We start from the raw sequence: 18,362 nt of genomic DNA, 5'->3' as shown, positions 1-18,362 counted from the left end.
GATGCCGGAAACCTGACAGAGCGCAGGATCAGCTCCACAGTGAACTCGTTATTGGTGCGTATTTTCTCACGTTGAGCCTAGACTTACCACATTGCGCAAGCGGCACAGGGATTGCTGGATGACGAGCGAGGAGCTGCCGCCGTCAAGATCGGTCGAAGTGGCCCCGAAACAGGAGTTTCCTATGAAGCTTGCGACGCTGCTCTTGCTTGCGAGAACGACGCGCGTCAATGTGGTGGCCGCCACGAAGTTCCGCACGACTAAGAGGCGCTGCGCGCCCCATGCCTCGGCGCGCCGGACGTGCAGGCGATCACTGCCTCGAGATGGCGACTGTCTCTCGCTGGGGGGCTGACGGCGATGGATGCGTTTTCGGCAGAGATTTGGCAATCCGTTGCGCTTACGGTCGAGCTCGCCAGCGTGACGACCATGATCCTCCTGGTGATTGGTGCGCCGCTCGCGTGGTGGCTAGCGCGTTCAAAGACTGCTCTGCGCGAGGCCGTGGCAGCGATCATCACGCTGCTGCTGGTGCTGCCGCCGACGGCACTCGGTTTCTGCGTCCTCGTGCTGCTTGGCCCCAGCGGTCCAGGCGGGCTTCTCGCTTCTTTCTGGGGCGAGCGCTCGCTCGCCTTTACCTTCGCAGGAATCGTAGTCGGATCGGTGCTCTCGGCGCTGCCTTTGGTGGTGCAGCCAATCCGCAACGCCTTTGTTGCGATGGGCGACCCTCCGGTGGAAGCTGCGGCGCGGGTTTCTCCATTGTATGCCTTCATTACAATCGGTTTGCCGCTGGCGCGATTGGAGTTTGTCAAAGCCGCTGTGATTGGTTTTGCTCATACGATCGGCACATTCGGCGTCGTGATGATGATCGGCGGCAGTATTCCCGGGCGCACAAAGGTGTTGTCTGCCTACGTCATAGACTACGTCCAAGCATCACGCTGGCGCGAGGCGAGCGTGATTGCAGGCGGCATGGTGATGTTCGCTTTTGCGGTCATCTTCACTTTAGCTCTCCTCGACAGACGCTGTGCCAGGAGAAGCACATGAGCGCAGGCACGCCAAGCCGGATCGAGGGGCGTTCCGCTTGTCAGACCAGACATGCCACAGCTGGAGCAGCGCAAGCCAGCTCCGTCTAATGGCGAGGATAGAATGAACAAGCTTGTTATGGCCGCAGCGGTTGCTGGAATCAGCCTCAATTCAGTGCATCCAGCGCCTCTGCCCGAGGTCATGGCCGATGATGTCGGAGTTTCTCAGCGGCGCCTTGCGAAGCTAGACGAGTTCTTCGATCGTGAGATCGAAAACAAACGCGTGCCGGGCGCGGTGGTTGCAATCGCCCGAGACGGCAAGCTAATCCACTACAAGGCGTACGGCCAACTTGATCCTGCAAAAGGATCGTCGATGCGGCTCGATGCGGTGTTCGCGCTCGCATCTATGACCAAGCCGATGGTGGCCGTTGCCGGCCTCACCCTCATGGAGCAAGGTCGCCTGCCTCTACGGGGCAGGCTTACGGACTATTACCCGGAATTCGCAAACATGAAGGTGGCGGTGCCACGGCCTGACGGTTCGTTAAAATATCTAGCGCAGAGTTCTCCGATCTACATCCACGATCTCTATCGACACACATCAGGTCTCACGTATGGCGCGCCTCCAGATAGCCCAGACCAAGTGGCGCGTCTCTACCCGGAATTTGCAGCCCCGCCGGTAAAGGGCGACAAGCAGGCTTTCATCCATGCCATTACCAAGTTGCCGCTAGCACGCCAACCGGGGACGGAATTCGAATACGGCTTCTCAACCGACGTGCTTGGAGCTGTCGTGGAACAGATCAGCGGGCAACGATTGGGCGACTATCTTGCCAACAACCTGTGGAAGCCGATCGGCATGCAGGATGCCACCTTCCATTTGTCCAGATCGCAACGCGAGCGCCTCGCGCATCCGTTTCCAGACGACCCGCTGACGGGAAAGCCACAAGAGATCGAGCTCCTCGAGAGTCCGACGAAGTTTGACTGCGGAGGAGCCTGCGCGTTTGCGACAGTCGGTGACTACGTGCGCTTCGGACAAATGCTGCTCAACGGCGGGGAGCTCGATGGGCAGCGCATTCTCGGCCCGAAGACGGTGCGCCACATGATCTCCAACCACCTCGGGCCGGAGATCAAGAATAAGGTCTCCAATGTGGAGGCGCATCGTGCCGGCTTCGGCTTTGGACTCGGAGTGGCTGTACGCATAAGCGAGGGTCTCTCGGCGGTTCCGGGCAATCCAGGTGAGTTCACCTGGACGGGCGCTTACGGAACACAATTTTTCTGCGACCCAAAGGAACGTCTGGTCGTGGTGGTCGGAACGGCCGCGCCCGGAGAAATCCGCAAGTACTATCGCGAACAAGTCCAGTACATCGTCTATGCTGCAATAATTCGATAGTTCGCCCGGCGTTGAAAGAACCCGACGACAGTTTTGGGTGGTTGGAACCCGGTGCCATTGCCGGACACCGATGACTGAACGTCAGCGCCGGCGCCCGCAATCCTCGGCCGGATTGCGCCGGTGCTAGGAACGAACGCGACGCCTCCGGCATCGCGAAGAGACTCTCGCAGGCGAGTGCGGTGTCGTGATACGCTAAGAGGACCGCGGCTTGCCGTCGATTGGCTCGCGCGATGCGCTCCCAGATGATAGCTCAGAACATCCAGCCCCTCGCGCCCGATCCCGTGGTAATGCCGTGCGGCAGCCACATTGCATGACAGACAGATCGGATCGATCCGCCTTGCAAATCAAAGCATGTGCGCTGCACGGCTCGTCTCGCCTTCTGTTCGGCGCGCTGGGCCGCCACTTTGGCGTGTGTCCGCAGTCGGACTATGACGCGGATCGAACCCGCCATTGGTCCGCAGAGCGCAAGTCTGATGGAGATGGACGGCTGGCGCGGTGCCCGTCACCTGCACCAACTCCTTCAACAAGGGCATGCGCGCGCGTGTTCCGATCGTGCAAAAGCGAGTATGACGTGGTCGCCAGGATTGGCAAATCATTGTGCTGCTCTGTTGAAGTTCTCACATCGACGTTCAAAGCACGACGTCACTGGCATGACAGAGCTCGACGGCGCGCGCCTGGGGCTTGCTGGCCGGCCCGCCGATAGGGCCAGAGTCGAAAGGCTGGCTTGGCACCCAGTCAAGCGTTGCGCTCCGATGGCCTGTTTCTTGCTGCTGCGTCAGCAGTTCGTTACTGCCGACGACGACTCACATGGAAGGGTTCATGGGTGGGGCAACGGAGACGCTTTATAGCGTGATCAGAGGTCAGGGCATCACGCGTCGTAGTTTCCACAAATTCTGCAGTTTGACGGCCGCAAGCTTGGGACTGGGTCCGCTTGCCGCAAGCACTATTGCCGCCGCCCTGGAGACCAAACCGCGCGTACCCGTGATCTGGCTGCACGGGCTCGAGTGCACCTGCTGCTCGGAAAGCTTCATCCGCTCGGCCCATCCGCTGATCAAAGACACGCTGCTGTCGATGATTTCGCTCGACTATGACGATACGATCATGGCGGCGGCAGGAGATCAGGCTGAAGCCATCCTGGAGGAAGCCCGCGCCAAGTATAAAGGCAGGTATGTGCTTGCGGTCGAAGGTAATCCGCCGCTGAAGCAGGAGGGTATGTTCTGCATTGACGGCGGCAAGCCATTCGTTGAAAAGCTCAGGTCGATGGCTGAAGAATCGATGGCGATCATCGCTTGGGGCACGTGTGCGTCCTGGGGATGCGTCCAGGCGGCCAAGCCCAATCCGACTGGCGCTGCGCCGATCGATCAGGTGATCAAGAACAAGCCGATCATCAAGGTGCCCGGGTGTCCGCCTATCGCAGAGGTCATGAGCGGCTTGGTGACTTTCATCACCACGTTCGGAAAGCTTCCGGAGCTCGATCGCCAAGGGCGCCCCAAGATGTTTTATTCCGAGCGCATTCACGACAAATGCTATCGACGTTCCCATTTCGATGCCGGCCAATTCGTCGAAGAGTGGGACGATGAGTGCGCACGCAAGGGCTATTGCCTCTACAAGATGGGCTGCAAGGGACCAACCACCTACAATGCATGTTCGGCCCTTCGGTGGAACAGCGGTGTTTCATTTCCGATTCAATCCGGCCACGGCTGCCTGAGTTGCTCCGAAGACGGCTTTTGGGACAAGGGTTCATTTTACGACCGACTCACGACCATCAAGCAGTTCGGCATTGAGAAGAACGCCGATCAGATTGGTATGGCTGCTGCCGGGGTGGTTGGGCTGACCGTCGCCGCCCATGCGGCGGCCACCGCCGTGAAGCGGTTGACCAAAAAGCCGGATCGCACAGCTCCACCCAAGTAAACGGAATTGAGAAGAGGGTGACGGTGGCCGGACAGATACCAAATGGGTTCAATCTCGATCGCTCGGGCAAGCGAATTGTCATCGATCCGTTGACGCGCATCGAAGGCCACCTGCGTGTCGAAGCCAATGTCGATTCCGACAACGTGATCCGCAATGCGGTTTCGAGCGGGACGATGTGGCGTGGCATCGAAGTCATCCTGCGCGGGCGCGATCCACGCGACGCCTGGGCGTTTACTGAGCGGATTTGCGGTGTCTGCACCGGCACCCATGCGCTGACCTCCGTGCGCGCGGTTGAGAATGCGTTAGGCATCACGATTCCGGAGAACGCCAATTCGATCCGAAACATCATGCAGCTGTGCTTGCTCGTGCATGATCATCTCGTGCATTTCTACCATCTTCACGCGCTCGATTGGGTCGACGTGGTATCCGCGCTCCAGGCCGCCCCCAAGTCGACCTCTGCGCTGGCGCAGTCCATCTCGCCGTGGCCATTGTCGTCCCCTGGCTATTTCAAGGATTTGCAGATCAGGCTGACTAAATTCTTTGGATCAGGGCAACTAGGTCCCTTCAAGAACGGCTATTGGGGGCATCCGGCCTACAAGCTGCCAGCGGAGGCGAACCTGATGGCCCTGGCACATTATCTGGAAGCGCTCGACTTCCAGAAGGAGATCGTCAAAATCCAGGCTGTCTATGGCGGCAAGAATCCGCATCCGAACTGGCTGGTCGGCGGCGTGCCCTGCGCGATCAACATCGACGGAACTGGTGCGGTGGGTGCGATCAACATGGAGCGCCTTAATCTCGTATCCTCGATCATCGACCGTTCGATCGAGTTTGTCGAGCAGGTCTATCTGCCCGACGTCGCAATGATCGGCTCGTTCTATAAGGATTGGCTCCATGGCGGCGGACTTTCAAGCAAAAGCGTAATGTCCTATGGCGACATCCTCGAAAACGCCAACGACTGTTCAGCGAACAATCTCAAGCTGCCGCGCGGCGTGATCCTTGATGGCAACCTCACGGAGATATTGCCGATCGACCATAGTGATCCCGAGCAGATCCAGGAGTTCGTCACGCATTCGTGGTATAAATACCCGCACGATTGCTGTGGACTGCATCCATGGGATGGCATCACCGAACCGAGTTTCGAGCTCGGGCCAAAAGTCAAGGGCAGTAAGACTGATATTAAGGAACTCGACGAAGGCGGCAAGTATTCGTGGATCAAAGCGCCGCGCTGGCGCGGCCACGCCGTCGAGGTCGGGCCTTTGGCGCGATACATCATCGGTTATGCGCAGGGCAAAGCCGAGTTCAAGGAGCCGGCCGACAGACTGCTCAAGGGACTGAATCTTCCCCTGACGGCGATGTTCTCGACGCTTGGCCGTACCGCGGCACGGGCACTCGAATGCCAGTGGGCGGCGCATCAGCTGCGTTATTTCCAGGATAAGTTGGTCGTCCATATTAAGGCAGGCAATACGGCAACTGCAAATGTCACAAGATGGAAGCCGGAAAGCTGGCCCAAGGAGGCCATGGGCTACGGTTTTACTGAGGCGCCGCGCGGTGCGCTTGGGCACTGGATCAAGATCAAGGACACAAAGATCGACAACTATCAATGTGTCGTACCGACGACATGGAACGGATCTCCTCGCGATGCCAAGGGCAATATTGGCGCCTTTGAAGCCTCGCTGATCGGCACCCCGTTGGCCGATCCGCTGCGACCCCTGGAGATCTTGCGTACGATCCATTCCTTTGATCCGTGCCTGGCGTGCTCGACCCATGTGATGAGTCTTGACGGCCAAGAAATGGCTTCAGTCAATGTTCGTTAGGGACATGCGAAACGAGGCTCGGCAGTCCCCCGCTGCTGTCGATGCGGCACCGACCGAGCGCGGCATCGGCGATCGCGACGCCTACGTTTATGACGCGCCCGTGCGACTGTGGCACTGGGTCAATGCGGCGGCCATTCTGATGCTGGCCTTAACCGGCTATCTGATCGGAACGGGCACACCGGCGATGTCGGGACAGGCAAGCGGCAATTTCCTGTTCGGCTATATCCGATTTGCGCATTTCTCTGCAGGATATGTCCTCAGCGTCGGCTTTGTTCTGCGTATCTACTCGGCCCTGATCGGAAATCGACATGCCATGCAGATCTTTTGTGTTCCGCTCTGGCGGGGGTGCTTTTGGCGCGAGGTGCACCACGAGATTCGCTGGTACGCGTTCCTTGCAGTTGAGGCCGATAGACGCGTCGGGCACAACCCCCTGGCTCAGCTCGCGATGTTCCTTATGTTTACGCAAACGATCACGTTCATGATCGTCACAGGCTTTGCACTTTATGGGCAGGGCGCCGGTAGCGACAGTTGGCAGGACAGGCTGTTCGGTTGGGTGTTTTCAATCTGGCCGAATAGCCAGGACGTCCATACCTGGCATCATCTCGGCCTGTGGGTGATCATGGTCTTTGTGATGGTTCACATCTACGCGGTGATTCGGGAGGACATCATGTCGCGCCGGAGCATCTCCTCCATGATTTCGGGTGAGCGCGAGTTTCGCGATTGAATGGCAAGCGGTTACTAATTCCGGAGAACAAGCAACGGATCCTTGTGCTTGGCATCGGCAATATCCTGTGGGCCGATGAGGGGTTCGGCGTGCGGGCGGTAGAGGAATTCCATCGCCGCTATGTAGTCGCTGACAACGTCACCATCCTCGATGGCGGCACGCAGGGACTCTACCTCGTGAGTTATCTTGAGCAGGCTGATTGCCTGATCGTGTTCGATGCCATCGACTTTGCACTCCCGCCCGGACAGTTGAAGCTCGTGCGGGATGCCGAGGTGCCAAAATTTGCTGGCGCCAAGAAGATAAGCTTACATCAGACCGGCTTTCAGGAGGTCTTGAGTGCGGCCGATCTGCTTGGCCGCTGCCCGCGAGACCTCGCTCTCATCGGATGTCAGGCGCTGGACCTAGAGCATTGGGGCGGTGCGCTGACAGCTCCGGTGCGCTTGCAGATTGCGCCGGCGATCGAACTGGCTTGCAAACTCCTGGCGCAATGGGGCTCGCCGGCCACACTGCGAACGGCGCCGCTGCCTGCGTCAGAACGGCTGTTGGCGAACAATATCGACCATGCAAGCTATGAGATGGGAGCGCAGCCGATCTAGCGGCCCGCGATTGATCATGTGCCTTGGCTTACCAATGACGATTGTTGAGACGGACGACATCACGGCACTTTGTGAGTATCGCAACGAACAGCGGCGTGTCTCGGTCATGCTGCTCTACTGCGCTCCGGTCGGCGCCAGGGTGCTCGTTCATATCGACACCGCCGTGCGACTCTTGGATGAGGATGAAGCAAGACTGATCTCGGAAGCACTCGATGGGCTTGACGCCAGCCGTAACGGCCAGGACTGCGGCCCCTTCTTTGCGGACCTGGTCGGTCGTGAGCCGCAATTGCCCAAGCACCTACGTTAGCGGTTCTGCTGCGAATGTTGCGGTGACAACGCCTGCCCGCAAATCGATCAATCGCGCGCACCTTCCGCATGGAAAAGTCAAATGCTTCGAGCGATGATTCCAGTCTCCCTCACAGCCCGACGATGATTGGCACGTGCCTTGCTACATCTCACCTAGCTCAAACCAAGGACTATCTGAAAGGAGTCTGATGAAGTTCCAGCCGGCGCGGTATGACCTCGCATCCTGTCCGTCTGAGGTGGAGAGCATCAGCGTGCATGCACGCCTGGTCACGCACGCTTCCCCGAGCGCGCCCGAAGTGCTGCTGACGGTCGATGCCGTGCATTCGCTCCGGGCCGTCCATGTCGCATTCTCCCTTCCTGAATTGATCAAAGCTCTTCGGCGTTGCGTGCAAGGCGCAGTGCCTGCGCATGCGTTGGCTGGAAAGCTGGTCGGACGGCTCGGCCCGCGTCGTCGATCGACGCTAATTTGGTGCCATCGGCACGATACGCTTGGCCTGATCGGCAGGCGTCTCGCCCGCTTGGTCAAGATCGACCGCATCGTCGTACCGATCGTTTGGCTGTACGCTGGTAGCATTTGTGCCGGCAATGCCTCCCGATAGATCCAACCGGACATCGCATCATGACGACAGCGGTCCACGTCGTATCCGAGGACGCCGAGCAGGTGGTGAGCAAGTCTGCCACGGGCACGGAAAGTCTCGATGTATTCCATAGCGGGCCGGCGACTATGGAGGAGGTAGCCAAGCGCGCCCGGCGCGTCGGCGACGAGCTTGCAAGGAACTATCCGAATGTCACGGTGCTGTTGTCGAATGTCGCCGCTGCCGCTCGCGGCCATCGGCAGAGCACTCGGACGCAGCTGTACGGACTCGCCAATCTCAGCGAGCTCGAGCGCAAGCTAATTGGCGAAGTGCTCGGCGAGGGCGAAGTCACCGGCGTAGTTGCGCTGCCAGATGGCTCTTTTGCGCAACTCCGGGAGGCGGTCCTTGCGGGAATCTGGCGCGTGCGTATCGGGGCCGAACCGGCGCACGAATATGTTGAGGTTGGGGCAATCCCGCAGATTGTGCAGCGCGCCGCAACTGAGTTGACGTCTGCCGACTTTCCGATCGGCGCGGCACCGAACGGCGCCATGAACGTGCTCGCGGTGCTTGCGGAAATACGCGCGCGGGCGCGTGTCTGGCGGTCGGGCATGCGGGCGCATGTTATCAATCTGACGTTGCTGCCGATGAGTGCTGTGGACATGGCGTTCCTGCAGCAAAGTTTGGGCAATGGTCCGGTCCAGCTCATCTTCCGCGGTTACGGCACATGCCGCGTGCAGGCGACCGGGGTGAGGAACGTTTGGTCGGTGCAGTACTTCAATTCTTTGGACGACGTCATCCTTGATACGGTGGAGGTCGGAGACGTGCCGATCGTTGCCTTGGCTGCCGACGAGGATTTCGAGGACTCTGCCGAGCGCCTGCAGGAAATTATGGAGGCGTACTTCACATGAAGAACTCAAAGAATGCTCGCAATGCGATGGGACCTCGCAGACTGCGCGCGGACGGCTGCTGCCGACAAGTTTTGCGCGGGCTAATGACGCAGCGGTGCATATGAGCTTCGTGGTCCGCAACAAAATCGATGTCTCGGTCTGGCTTGCTGCCGACGTAATTGCCGCGGTCGATATCATGCCCCGAGGCCGGCCACCGTTGGCGCGGCTGTTCGTCGGCAAACCGGCCTCGTTACTGCTCAAACAGATCCCGCGGCTCTTCGCATTGTGTGCCGTTGCGCAGCAAACGGCGCTTCTGTCTGCGATCGAGACGGCGCGCGACGAAGCGATCAGCCCCGCGACAAGGCAGCATCGTGTTGCGCTGGTCGTTGCCGAGCGCATCGTGGAATTGCTGCGGGGTCTCTTTGTCGGACATCTTGCCCGGGACACCGCCAGTGCCGCGGCTATTCGCTCCGTGATGCAGGGAATGTCAGCACTTATCGGTAGCGGACAACCGGCCTGCGGTCCTGCTCGACGCGAAGCGACGGCAAGAATTGTGGCTGGGCTGGCCGCGATCGGCATGCCGAACGGAGATGGCGCGCCCAGGCCCTGCAGCCCATTGGCAATTCGCATAGCCGCGCTGGACGAGATCGACCTGAAATCGATCCGGATCGCGCACTCGTTCCTGTCCGTTGCCGACGACCGCAACATCATTGAACGGCTGCTCGGCGATGACCCGACATTTTGCCATTGTCCCGACCTTGGGGGGCGTGCGCCCGAGACGGGTCCATGGGCACGCCAGATGACGCGTGATCGGCTCTGGCTGGGCCGGTCGGGTGCGGTCGAGCGGCTGAAGGCCAGAATTGCAGAAATCGTTCGGCTATGCGATTGGCTCAAGGCCGGTGCTCATATCGACTCAGCAGAGCCTGGGATCATCAAAAGCTACAGGTTGGGTCCAGGACGCGCCGCGACCGCGGTCGAATGCGCCAGGGGCAGGCTCTATCATGCGGTTGAGCTTGACCCTCAGGGCCAGATATACCGCTTCGAATTTCTTGCTCCGACGGAATGGAATTTCCATAGGACCGGACCGCTTGTCCGGAACCTGCAGGGCGCGGTTCTGACGGCGAGACGGCATCAGAAAGCGGTTCGTGCGGTGATTGAATCGCTTGATCCCTGTGGCGGATTCACACTCAGGTTTCGCAAAGTTGACGATGCATGAAATGGCGATTTGTCTGGGCATCATCCAAATCGTCGAGGAGGAGATGCGTCAGCGATCGTTGTCGCGGGTGCGGAGCATCTGTCTGGAAATCGGCGCGCTGAGTCATGTCGCGCCTGATGCGATCAGGTTCTGCTTTGCTGTCGTTGCGACGCGAACGATTGCCGAGGGAGTAGCTCTTGAGATCCTCGAACTTCCGGGTATCGCCTGGTGCATGAGCTGTTCTAACAGTGTCGAAATTGCTCGCCGCGGTGACCCCTGTCCTTGCTGCGGCAGCTATCAGTTGCAAGTAACCGGCGGCGAGCAGATGCGAGTGAAAGAACTGGAGATCGATTGATGTGTACCGTTTGCGGTTGCAGCCAAGCGACGTCTTCGATCGAACTTGCCAGAGCGCGTGATCCGGAGAGCCAAGGCCGTTGCTATCCTCATGGGCAGGACGATGGTGAGCGCCATGACGCACATTTTCACGGCGACGAGAGCGTGCAGCATTCATCCCATGCCCGCCACAGTCATGATCACGAACATTATCAGAGTGATGGTCGGCAAGCGCTTCTGAGCTGCAGCGCCGGCCCAGCTGGATTGAAGGTCAAGGGCACGAGCCGCGAACGCATCATTCGGGTCGAGCGTGACATCCTCGGCAAGAACAATGCGATCGCCGCCGACAACCGGACGCTCTTCGCGGCCGATGAGCTGCTGGTATTTAATCTTATGTCGAGTCCCGGTGCGGGCAAAACCTCGCTGCTCGTCCGCGCCGTATCCGAGCTCAAGCTCAGCTATCCGACCGGAGTCATCGAGGGCGATCAGCAGACCTCAAACGATGCCGAACGCATTCGAGCGGCCGGCGTGCCAGCTATTCAAGTCAATACGGGTAAGGGGTGCCATCTCGATGCTGCAATGATTGGCGAGGCTTATCGCCACTTGCCGCGGCTCACGCGCGGTATTCTCTTCATCGAGAACGTCGGTAACCTGGTTTGTCCCGCGGCCTTCGATCTTGGCGAGGCCTGCAAGATCGTTGTGTTGTCGACGACCGAAGGTGAAGACAAGCCGCTGAAATATCCCGATATGTTCGCGGCTTCTTCACTCATGGTGATCAACAAGATCGATCTGGCTTCACTGCTTGAGTGCGATCTGGACAAGACCATTGGATATGCCAGACGCGCGAATCCAAAGATCGAAGTGGTTACGGTTTCGGCCCGTACCGGCGAGGGTTTTGGCGCGCTCTACACTTGGATCGATAGACAGGTGGCTCACCAAAGGCGAGCCGTAGAGGACGCCAGGCAATGAGCGCCGCAACCATTTGCGACCGAACACGGCTGCGCGTGCGCGTGAGCGGAGCGGTGCAAGGGGTCGGCTTTCGTCCTTACGTCTATGGGCTCGCTACGCGGTACGGATTGGCGGGATTTGTCGCCAACGGCCCGGAGGGAGTCACAATCGAAGTCGAAGGCGGCCGTGCGTCGGAATTTGTTGCCAGGTTGCCGCTCGAGGCGCCTCCGCTGGCGCGCATCGACCACATCTGCGTTCAGGAGACAGCGACGCTCGCGTCAGAAGACTTTTCGATCGGCGCGAGCGAAGGCGGTAAATCGTCAACGCACATCATCGCCGACGCCGCGACCTGCGGGCAATGCCTCAGTGAGCTGTTCGATCCGGAGAATCGCCATTACCTTTACCCCTTCATTAGCTGCTCCCATTGTGGTCCACGCTACACTATTGCCGGACGGCTCCCATACGATCGCCACAACACGGTGATGAAGGCGTTTAGGCCGTGCCCCGCTTGCACGGCCGAATATGCGGATCCGGCGAGCCGCAGGTTTCATGCGGAGGCGATCGTCTGTCCAGAATGCGGCCCTCGGCTTAGCCATGGGATCAGCGCCATTGTCGCTGCAATCGCAGGCGGTCAAGTCGTAGCCATAAAGGGTCTCGGCGGGTACCAGCTGCTCTGCGATGCCCGTAACGAGGGCGCCGTGCAGCGCCTGCGCAGCAGAAAGCAACGCAGTCAGAAGCCGTTTGCAGTTATGCTCGGTTCCATGGAGTGCGTCAACGAGATCGCGGAGGCGACTGCTCTCGAGCTCGCTCTGCTCGAATCCGTAGCGCGGCCCATTGTCCTTCTAACTTCGCGCAAATGTCTGGCGCGCGCCATAGCGCCCGGCTTGTCTCGCGTTGGCGTCATGTTGCCTGTAACCCCGCTGCATCATCTGATCTTTCATGCGCTTCGCTCGACAAGAGCCTGGATTGCGGAACCGAGCCCGGTCATTGTCGTCACCAGTGCCAATCCTTGCGGCGAACCGCTCCTGATCGACAATGCACAGGCGCTGCGCCGACTCGAGGCGATCGCCGACCTTGTCGTGACCCATGATCGGGATATTTTAACGCGTGCTGATGACTCCGTGGTCGCTGTGGTGGCTGGCCGCTCCCAATTCATTCGTCGCGCTCGTGGCTATGTTCCCGATCCGATCCAGCTCGCGCAGTCTGTGCCGCCCGTGCTCGCCGTCGGCGGCGCGCTGAAATCGACTGTCACCATCACGCGGGACAACCAAGCGTTCGTCTCCCAACATATTGGCGACCTCAATACGCCCGAAGGCATCCGTGTGTTCGAGGGGACGATCCGACACCTCACATCGATTCTTGACGTAGAGCCTGTTGTCATCGCTCATGATCTGCATCCCGACATGGCATCCACACGCTTTGCGCAAGCAAGCGGCCGCGCGGTGGTTGCTGTCCAGCACCACCATGCACACGCTGCCGCCGTGATCGCTGAATATGGTCATGCGGGACCGGCGCTTGCTCTGGTGCTCGACGGCCATGGCTTTGGCTCGGATGGCGGTAACTGGGGTGGCGAGCTATTGTTGTGCGAAGGCGCGATGTGCCGACGCATCGGGCATCTCGCGCCGCTGCAAATGCCTGGTGGTGATCGCGCCGCCCGCGAGCCGTGGCGCATGGCGAGCGCGATACTACACTGGCTCGGGCGGGGTAACGAAATTGCGCCGCGCTTTGCAGCGCAACGGCAAGCTGGATGTATGTCGGCCTTGCTCGATCAGTCCGGCGGGGCCACCACGACCAGCGCGGGCCGGTTATTCGACGCGGTGGCGGCGCTGCTGGGGATTGTGAGTTGGCAGAGCTATGAAGGTGAAGCCGCGATCAAGCTCGAGGCGCTAGTGCGGCGGACTGCGATTCTAGAGGCCGGGTGGACTATCGATGGTGGCGTGCTGTCGCTTCGTCCACTGTTTGCGCGGTTGATTGCAGACGACATTGACGCCGCTGGCGGAGCCGGCCTGTTTCATGGCACCTTCGCCGCTGCCTGCGTTGACTGGGTCAGGCACTCCGCGCGGACAACCGGCGTCAATACCGTCGTTCTGAGCGGCGGCTGCTTTCAGAACGCGATACTGATGGATGAGATCTGGCGCGGGTGCTGCGCTGCCGGCCTGACCCCGCTGGTGCCACAGCGGGTGCCGGCCAACGATGGTGGTTTGAGCCTTGGCCAAGCCTGGATTGCCGCTTTGCAGCTTGCTGGACAGTCGTCCGCCAGCGAACGGAGAATCTGATATGTGTCTTTCGGTTCCGGCAAAGATCGTAAAACTTCTTCCCGACCACATGGCCGTCGTGTGCATCGATGGTGTTAGCCTGGAGATATCGATTGCTCTTATCGACGAGCTCGACGTCGGTGATCACGTCCTTGTGCATGTTGGGTACGCGCTGGCCAAGATCGATCCGATAGAAGCCAAGCGCACGCTGGAGCTCCTCCAGGAGCTAGGCAGCGCAGGGCGGGAACTCCGGCCATGAAATATGCCGACGAATTTCGCGACAAGACCCTTGCGCAGGGGCTCGCCGGTGCGATCAGCGCCGAAGCCGATCCGCAAAAGGCCTATCGGTTCATGGAATTCTGCGGTGGACACACGCATGCGATATCACGCTATGGCCTTGAGGATCTGCTGCCCGCGAATGTGCGCATGATCCACGGGCCTGGTTGTCCGGTCTGCGTTCTACCTGCCAGCCGGATCGACATGGCGATTCGTCTCGTCGAGCGGCCGGAGGTTACCCTTTGCGTCTACGGCGACCTGATACGGGCGCCTGGCTCGCAAGGACAGTCCCTATTACGAGCCAAGGCGCTCGGCGCAGACATCCGGATGGTCTACTCGACGCTCGACGTCATCCGGATCGCCGAACAGGCGCCGAGCCGCGAGGTCGTGTTCTTTGCCATCGGATTTGAGACCACGACACCCCCGACAGCCATGATGATCCGGATAGCCGAGAAGAAGCGGCTGAAGAGCCTTAGCGTGTTCTGCAACCACGTGCTCACACCCTCTGCGATGCAGAGCATCCTCGAGAACCCGAAGATCCGCAATATCGGCGGGGCCGCAATCGACGGTTTCGTCGGGCCTGCACATGTCAGCACGATCATCGGGACGCAGCCTTACGAGCTCCTGGCGGAACAATTCGGCAAGCCGATCGTGATCGCCGGATTTGAACCGCTCGACGTGATGCAGGCGATCCTGATGCTGGTGCGGCAGGTGAACGAAGACCGCTACGACGTGGAGAACCAATACAGCCGAGCAGTGAGGCGTGAAGGCAATCGGCGCGCCAAAGACGAGGTCTCGCAGGTATTCGAATCGCGTGAGCAGTTCGAATGGCGCGGGCTCGGTTTCGTACGAAATAGTGGACTGAAGCTGAAGCGGGTCTACGCGCGGTTCGACGCGGAGGCGCGTTTTGCGATGCACGAACTGCGTGTCGCCGACAATCCGGCGTGCGAGTGCTGCGCCATCCTGCGCGGCGCGAAGCAGCCAGTCGACTGCAAGCTGTTTGGAACCCTCTGCACGCCGGAAACTCCCATAGGATCCTGCATGGTCTCATCGGAAGGTGCTTGTGCGGCATATTGGACATATGGCCGGGTTCGCGATGATCAGGTGAGGCGAACGTCATGAGCGTACAGGGCTATCAACGCAAGCTCGATCTCGAGAACGGACGCGTTGATCTTTCCCATGGGGCCGGGGGACGAGCCATGGCACAGCTGATCTCCAGCCTTTTTCACCGAGCCTTCGGCAATGAATGGCTTGCCCGCTGCAATGATCAGTCGGCCTTTGACGTTGAGACGGGTAAAATGGTGATGACGACCGATGGTTATGTGGTTTCGCCGCTGTTCTTTCCCGGCGGCAATATTGGCTCACTCGCGGTGCACGGGACGATTAACGACGTCGCGATGTCCGGCGCGCGCCCCCTCTATCTGTCGGCCAGCTTCATCATCGAGGAGGGTTTCCCGCTGTCTGATCTGAAGACGATTGCGGATTCGATGGGCGCGGAAGCGCGCGGCGCGGGCGTTTACATCATTGCGGGGGACACTAAGGTCGTCGAGCGCGGCAAGGCCGATGGTCTGTTTATCTCCACCACCGGGATCGGCGCTCTGGCCCATGGGTTCGATCTCTCCGCCGATAAGGCCATGGTCGGAGACCGTGTGCTGGTGTCCGGCAGCCTTGGCGACCATGGCGTGGCAATCATGTCAAAACGCCAGAACGTCGCGTTTCAAACCGAGATCGTGTCGGATTCCGCAGCGCTGCATAACCTAGTTGCGGTCATGATTGCGGCTGGCGGCGCCGGCATCCGGGTGATGCGCGACCCCACGCGCGGCGGTCTTGCGGCAACCCTCAATGAGATTGCGCATCAATCGGGCCTTGGCTTCCGTCTACAGGAAGCAGCCATTCCGGTGAAGCCAGCGGTTGCGGCAACCTGCGAACTCCTTGGGCTCGATCCGATCCATGTCGCTAATGAGGGCAAGCTCGTTGCGATCGTCGCGCCCGATTTGGCCGATGCAGTGCTTGCAGCCATGAAGGCGCATCCGCTCGGATGCGATGCTGCTGATATTGGCGAGACGGTAGCTGACGATCACAAATTTGTGCAGATAGCGACCAGTTTCGGCGGCGGACGGATCGTCGATTGGTTGTCAGGCGAACAGTTGCCTCGGATTTGTTGAACAATCCACGCCCAATTGCGACGAGCATGAAGGCGTCAAGCGTCGGCACCGCCGTCCTGGGAGCCAGATTGATGATCAATAATGGTCATTTGGCCATCAGCGGTGGCAAACAATCCAGTCTCTGGGCAAATCCTGCCTCACTGGCAAACTACAATATTCGTTCTTTAACAAGGTCGGCAAGACTGGAATCGTTGTTAGCTTTTCCACGAGCCGAGAGCCCGATTAACCGAGACATCGTATCGCGGAGTACGACGGTTAAGCTTAGCGAGCACGGTCGCTCAACCCACTCGGCATCGGCTTGTTCGAAAACCTGCGCGGCTGATCAAAGATCGCTGAATTCCTGCGCCATTTGGGCTGCTGCGTCGCAATATCGCTGCGCTCTTTCAATTAGAAAGGCGCCCTAGGCAGGGAGTTTGCAAATGAAGGTCGGAGTTCCCAAGGAAATCAAGGCACACGAATATCGAGTGGGCCTGACCCCTGGAGCTGTCCGCGAATACGCGGCAGCAGGACACCGCGTAATGATCGAGACCAATGCCGGCGCTGGCATTGGCGCAACCGATGACGATTATCGCAGCGCCGGCGCAGCGATTCTGGATTCTGCAATTGAGGTATTCGCATCGAGCGAAATGATCGTGAAGGTCAAGGAGCCTCAGCCGTCCGAATGGAGCCAGCTGCGGGAGGGCCAGATCCTGTTCACATATCTGCATCTGGCACCGGACCCGGAGCAGGCCAAGGGGCTTCTAAAATCGGGTTGCACCGCGATCGCCTATGAGACCGTGACTGATGGGCATGGTGGCCTTCCGCTGCTGGCTCCGATGAGCGAGGTCGCAGGCAGGCTCGCGGTCGAAGCGGCAGGTAGCGCCCTAAAGCGCAGTGCAGGCGGACGAGGGCTGTTGATCGGTGGCGTGCCCGGTGTTCAGCCGGCCCGCATCGTGGTGATCGGTGGTGGCGTCGTTGGTACGCACGCGGCACGGATGGCGGTCGGTTTGGGTGCAGAGGTGAGCATCATCGACCGCTCGATACCTCGGTTGCGCGAGTTGGATGAGCTGTTCGAAGGGCGCGTTCGAACCAGGTTTTCGACCATCGAAGCTGTGGAGGAAGAGGTATTTGCGGCCGATGTTGTGATCGGTGCCGTGCTCATTCCAGGTGCGAGTGCGCCGAAGCTGATCCGCCGGAGCATGCTGAGCTCGATGCGTAAGAGGGCCGTGCTCGTAGATGTCGCTATCGATCAGGGCGGCTGTTTTGAGACTTCGCACCCAACCACTCACGCCGATCCAACCTATGAAGTGGATGGCATCATTCATTATTGCGTGGCCAATATGCCCGGCGCCGTACCGTTGACCTCGAGCCAGGCACTAAATAACGCCACGCTGCCGTTTGGCCTGGCTCTGGCCAATAAGGGTTTTTCCGCCGTGCTGGAAAATCCGCATCTGCGTGCAGGCCTCAACGTCCATCGAGGCCGGCTGACTTACAAGGCGGTGGCCGACAGTCTCGGGCTCCCGTTCTCACCGATCGAGCAGGCTGCAGCCTGATCCCAGAGGCCCCTACGGGCGTTTCCTCCCTGACTTGGGCCACCCTCCGGGGTGGCTTTTTTTCGGCTTTGTCAATCTGCTGGGGTCCGCTGAGAGTTATTTGCGACGCCGAGCGCGGCCGTAATCTGCGAGATTTGAACACTTGCGTGCGCCGGCTCGGCCAGGGGGCCTCGATCACCGGAGCGGATTTATCTAGCGCCATCGCGACGATTTTTCTGGTTGCGATATGGAGACGTTGGTTGAGCCGATGACGACGTCGCCCGATTGACATCGTGGTGAATTCGCTGCCGCTGTCCGGGTGAGCAGAGCCATCACCAGAGGGTGATCTGCGATCCCCACCGAGGCGGTGGCACGGCTACAATCGATACCACTTCAAAAGCGCTCCGCCGCCACGTCAGGTCGAGCCGAGCTGCGTCTTATTGGCGAACCCCTTCACATGATCGCT

Annotated in this window: 17 protein-coding genes; all 17 read left to right on the top strand. The window is 59.8% G+C overall.

The genetic code is table 11. From position 1 onward, the window contains the following. Positions 1–354 precede the first annotated feature (354 nt). The 17 genes from ACZBJS_RS03785 (at position 355) to ald (ending at position 17,917) form a co-directional block, all read left to right on the top strand. Positions 355–1,035: a molybdate ABC transporter permease subunit gene (locus ACZBJS_RS03785; protein ID WP_463438402.1), complete on the top strand. Its 681-nt coding sequence runs from the start codon at positions 355–357 to the stop codon at positions 1,033–1,035. A 102-nt stretch (positions 1,036–1,137) separates the two neighbouring features. Continuing rightward, positions 1,138–2,400, top strand: coding sequence for a serine hydrolase domain-containing protein (locus ACZBJS_RS03780; RefSeq protein WP_463438401.1), 1,263 nt, complete (start codon positions 1,138–1,140; stop codon positions 2,398–2,400). Between the two features lie 819 nt (positions 2,401–3,219). Continuing rightward, complete coding sequence (locus ACZBJS_RS03775) at positions 3,220–4,311, top strand: hydrogenase small subunit (RefSeq protein WP_463438400.1); 1,092 nt, start codon at positions 3,220–3,222, stop codon at positions 4,309–4,311. Positions 4,312–4,334: 23 nt separating this feature from the next. Next, positions 4,335–6,125, top strand: a complete 1,791-nt coding sequence (locus ACZBJS_RS03770; protein ID WP_463438399.1) for a nickel-dependent hydrogenase large subunit — start codon at positions 4,335–4,337, stop codon at positions 6,123–6,125. 4 nt (positions 6,126–6,129) lie between these two features. Beyond that, positions 6,130–6,849: a Ni/Fe-hydrogenase, b-type cytochrome subunit gene (cybH, locus tag ACZBJS_RS03765; protein WP_463438456.1), complete on the top strand. Its 720-nt coding sequence runs from the start codon at positions 6,130–6,132 to the stop codon at positions 6,847–6,849. Further along, entirely contained in the window at positions 6,846–7,445 is a 600-nt protein-coding gene (locus ACZBJS_RS03760; protein ID WP_463438398.1) for a HyaD/HybD family hydrogenase maturation endopeptidase, read from the top strand. The genes cybH and ACZBJS_RS03760 overlap by 4 nt, the downstream gene beginning before the upstream one ends. 16 nt (positions 7,446–7,461) lie before the next feature. Then, entirely contained in the window at positions 7,462–7,752 is a 291-nt protein-coding gene (locus ACZBJS_RS03755; RefSeq protein ID WP_463438397.1) for a HypC/HybG/HupF family hydrogenase formation chaperone, read from the top strand. Between the two features lie 187 nt (positions 7,753–7,939). Beyond that, positions 7,940–8,350 carry a thioredoxin domain-containing protein gene (locus ACZBJS_RS03750; protein WP_463438396.1) on the top strand — a complete coding sequence of 137 codons (411 nt, stop codon included), beginning with the start codon at positions 7,940–7,942 and terminating at the stop codon, positions 8,348–8,350. 20 nt (positions 8,351–8,370) lie between these two features. Then, on the top strand, positions 8,371–9,234 hold the full coding sequence (locus ACZBJS_RS03745; RefSeq protein ID WP_463438395.1) for a hydrogenase expression/formation protein: 864 nt from the start codon (positions 8,371–8,373) through the stop codon (positions 9,232–9,234). A 100-nt stretch (positions 9,235–9,334) separates the two neighbouring features. Beyond that, complete coding sequence (locus ACZBJS_RS03740; RefSeq protein ID WP_463438394.1) at positions 9,335–10,429, top strand: hypothetical protein; 1,095 nt, start codon at positions 9,335–9,337, stop codon at positions 10,427–10,429. Further along, positions 10,422–10,763: a hydrogenase maturation nickel metallochaperone HypA gene (gene hypA / locus ACZBJS_RS03735; RefSeq protein WP_229159175.1), complete on the top strand. Its 342-nt coding sequence runs from the start codon at positions 10,422–10,424 to the stop codon at positions 10,761–10,763. The genes ACZBJS_RS03740 and hypA overlap by 8 nt, the downstream gene beginning before the upstream one ends. Next, positions 10,763–11,710, top strand: a complete 948-nt coding sequence (hypB, locus tag ACZBJS_RS03730) for a hydrogenase nickel incorporation protein HypB (protein ID WP_463438393.1) — start codon at positions 10,763–10,765, stop codon at positions 11,708–11,710. The genes hypA and hypB overlap by 1 nt, the downstream gene beginning before the upstream one ends. After that, a complete protein-coding gene (gene hypF / locus ACZBJS_RS03725) occupies positions 11,707–13,965 on the top strand; it encodes a carbamoyltransferase HypF (protein WP_463438392.1) in 2,259 nt (752 codons plus the stop codon). The genes hypB and hypF overlap by 4 nt, the downstream gene beginning before the upstream one ends. Position 13,966: 1 nt before the next feature. Then, positions 13,967–14,203 (top strand): HypC/HybG/HupF family hydrogenase formation chaperone, encoded by a 237-nt coding sequence (locus ACZBJS_RS03720; protein WP_463438391.1) that lies wholly within the window; start codon positions 13,967–13,969, stop codon positions 14,201–14,203. Continuing rightward, the gene (gene hypD / locus ACZBJS_RS03715) at positions 14,200–15,342 is read left to right on the top strand and encodes a hydrogenase formation protein HypD (protein ID WP_463438390.1); all 1,143 of its coding nucleotides are present in this window, start codon (positions 14,200–14,202) and stop codon (positions 15,340–15,342) included. The genes ACZBJS_RS03720 and hypD overlap by 4 nt, the downstream gene beginning before the upstream one ends. Next, positions 15,339–16,385 (top strand): hydrogenase expression/formation protein HypE, encoded by a 1,047-nt coding sequence (hypE, locus tag ACZBJS_RS03710; protein ID WP_463438389.1) that lies wholly within the window; start codon positions 15,339–15,341, stop codon positions 16,383–16,385. The genes hypD and hypE overlap by 4 nt, the downstream gene beginning before the upstream one ends. A gap of 419 nt (positions 16,386–16,804) precedes the next feature. Next, the gene (ald, locus tag ACZBJS_RS03705) at positions 16,805–17,917 is read left to right on the top strand and encodes an alanine dehydrogenase (protein ID WP_463438388.1); all 1,113 of its coding nucleotides are present in this window, start codon (positions 16,805–16,807) and stop codon (positions 17,915–17,917) included. The last annotated feature ends 445 nt before the right edge of the window (positions 17,918–18,362 follow it).

The organism is Bradyrhizobium sp. KZN70725 (assembly GCF_055264925.1).
The sequence above is the reverse complement of the archived record's forward strand: the minus strand, read 5'-3'. Positions and strand labels throughout refer to the sequence as shown.

What these genes read in the sequence shown, in the direction of transcription:
- ACZBJS_RS03785 (WP_463438402.1), top strand. Translation starts at nt 355, where the DNA reads ATGGATGCGTTTTCGGCAGAGATTTGGCAATCCGTTGCGCTTACGGTC.
- ACZBJS_RS03780 (WP_463438401.1), top strand. Translation starts at nt 1,138, where the DNA reads ATGAACAAGCTTGTTATGGCCGCAGCGGTTGCTGGAATCAGCCTCAAT.
- ACZBJS_RS03775 (WP_463438400.1), top strand. Translation starts at nt 3,220, where the DNA reads ATGGGTGGGGCAACGGAGACGCTTTATAGCGTGATCAGAGGTCAGGGC.
- cybH (WP_463438456.1), top strand. Translation starts at nt 6,130, where the DNA reads ATGCGAAACGAGGCTCGGCAGTCCCCCGCTGCTGTCGATGCGGCACCG.
- ACZBJS_RS03755 (WP_463438397.1), top strand. Translation starts at nt 7,462, where the DNA reads ATGTGCCTTGGCTTACCAATGACGATTGTTGAGACGGACGACATCACG.
- ACZBJS_RS03750 (WP_463438396.1), top strand. Translation starts at nt 7,940, where the DNA reads ATGAAGTTCCAGCCGGCGCGGTATGACCTCGCATCCTGTCCGTCTGAG.
- ACZBJS_RS03745 (WP_463438395.1), top strand. Translation starts at nt 8,371, where the DNA reads ATGACGACAGCGGTCCACGTCGTATCCGAGGACGCCGAGCAGGTGGTG.
- ACZBJS_RS03740 (WP_463438394.1), top strand. Translation starts at nt 9,335, where the DNA reads ATGAGCTTCGTGGTCCGCAACAAAATCGATGTCTCGGTCTGGCTTGCT.
- hypA (WP_229159175.1), top strand. Translation starts at nt 10,422, where the DNA reads ATGCATGAAATGGCGATTTGTCTGGGCATCATCCAAATCGTCGAGGAG.
- hypB (WP_463438393.1), top strand. Translation starts at nt 10,763, where the DNA reads ATGTGTACCGTTTGCGGTTGCAGCCAAGCGACGTCTTCGATCGAACTT.
- hypF (WP_463438392.1), top strand. Translation starts at nt 11,707, where the DNA reads ATGAGCGCCGCAACCATTTGCGACCGAACACGGCTGCGCGTGCGCGTG.
- ACZBJS_RS03720 (WP_463438391.1), top strand. Translation starts at nt 13,967, where the DNA reads ATGTGTCTTTCGGTTCCGGCAAAGATCGTAAAACTTCTTCCCGACCAC.
- hypD (WP_463438390.1), top strand. Translation starts at nt 14,200, where the DNA reads ATGAAATATGCCGACGAATTTCGCGACAAGACCCTTGCGCAGGGGCTC.
- hypE (WP_463438389.1), top strand. Translation starts at nt 15,339, where the DNA reads ATGAGCGTACAGGGCTATCAACGCAAGCTCGATCTCGAGAACGGACGC.
- ald (WP_463438388.1), top strand. Translation starts at nt 16,805, where the DNA reads ATGAAGGTCGGAGTTCCCAAGGAAATCAAGGCACACGAATATCGAGTG.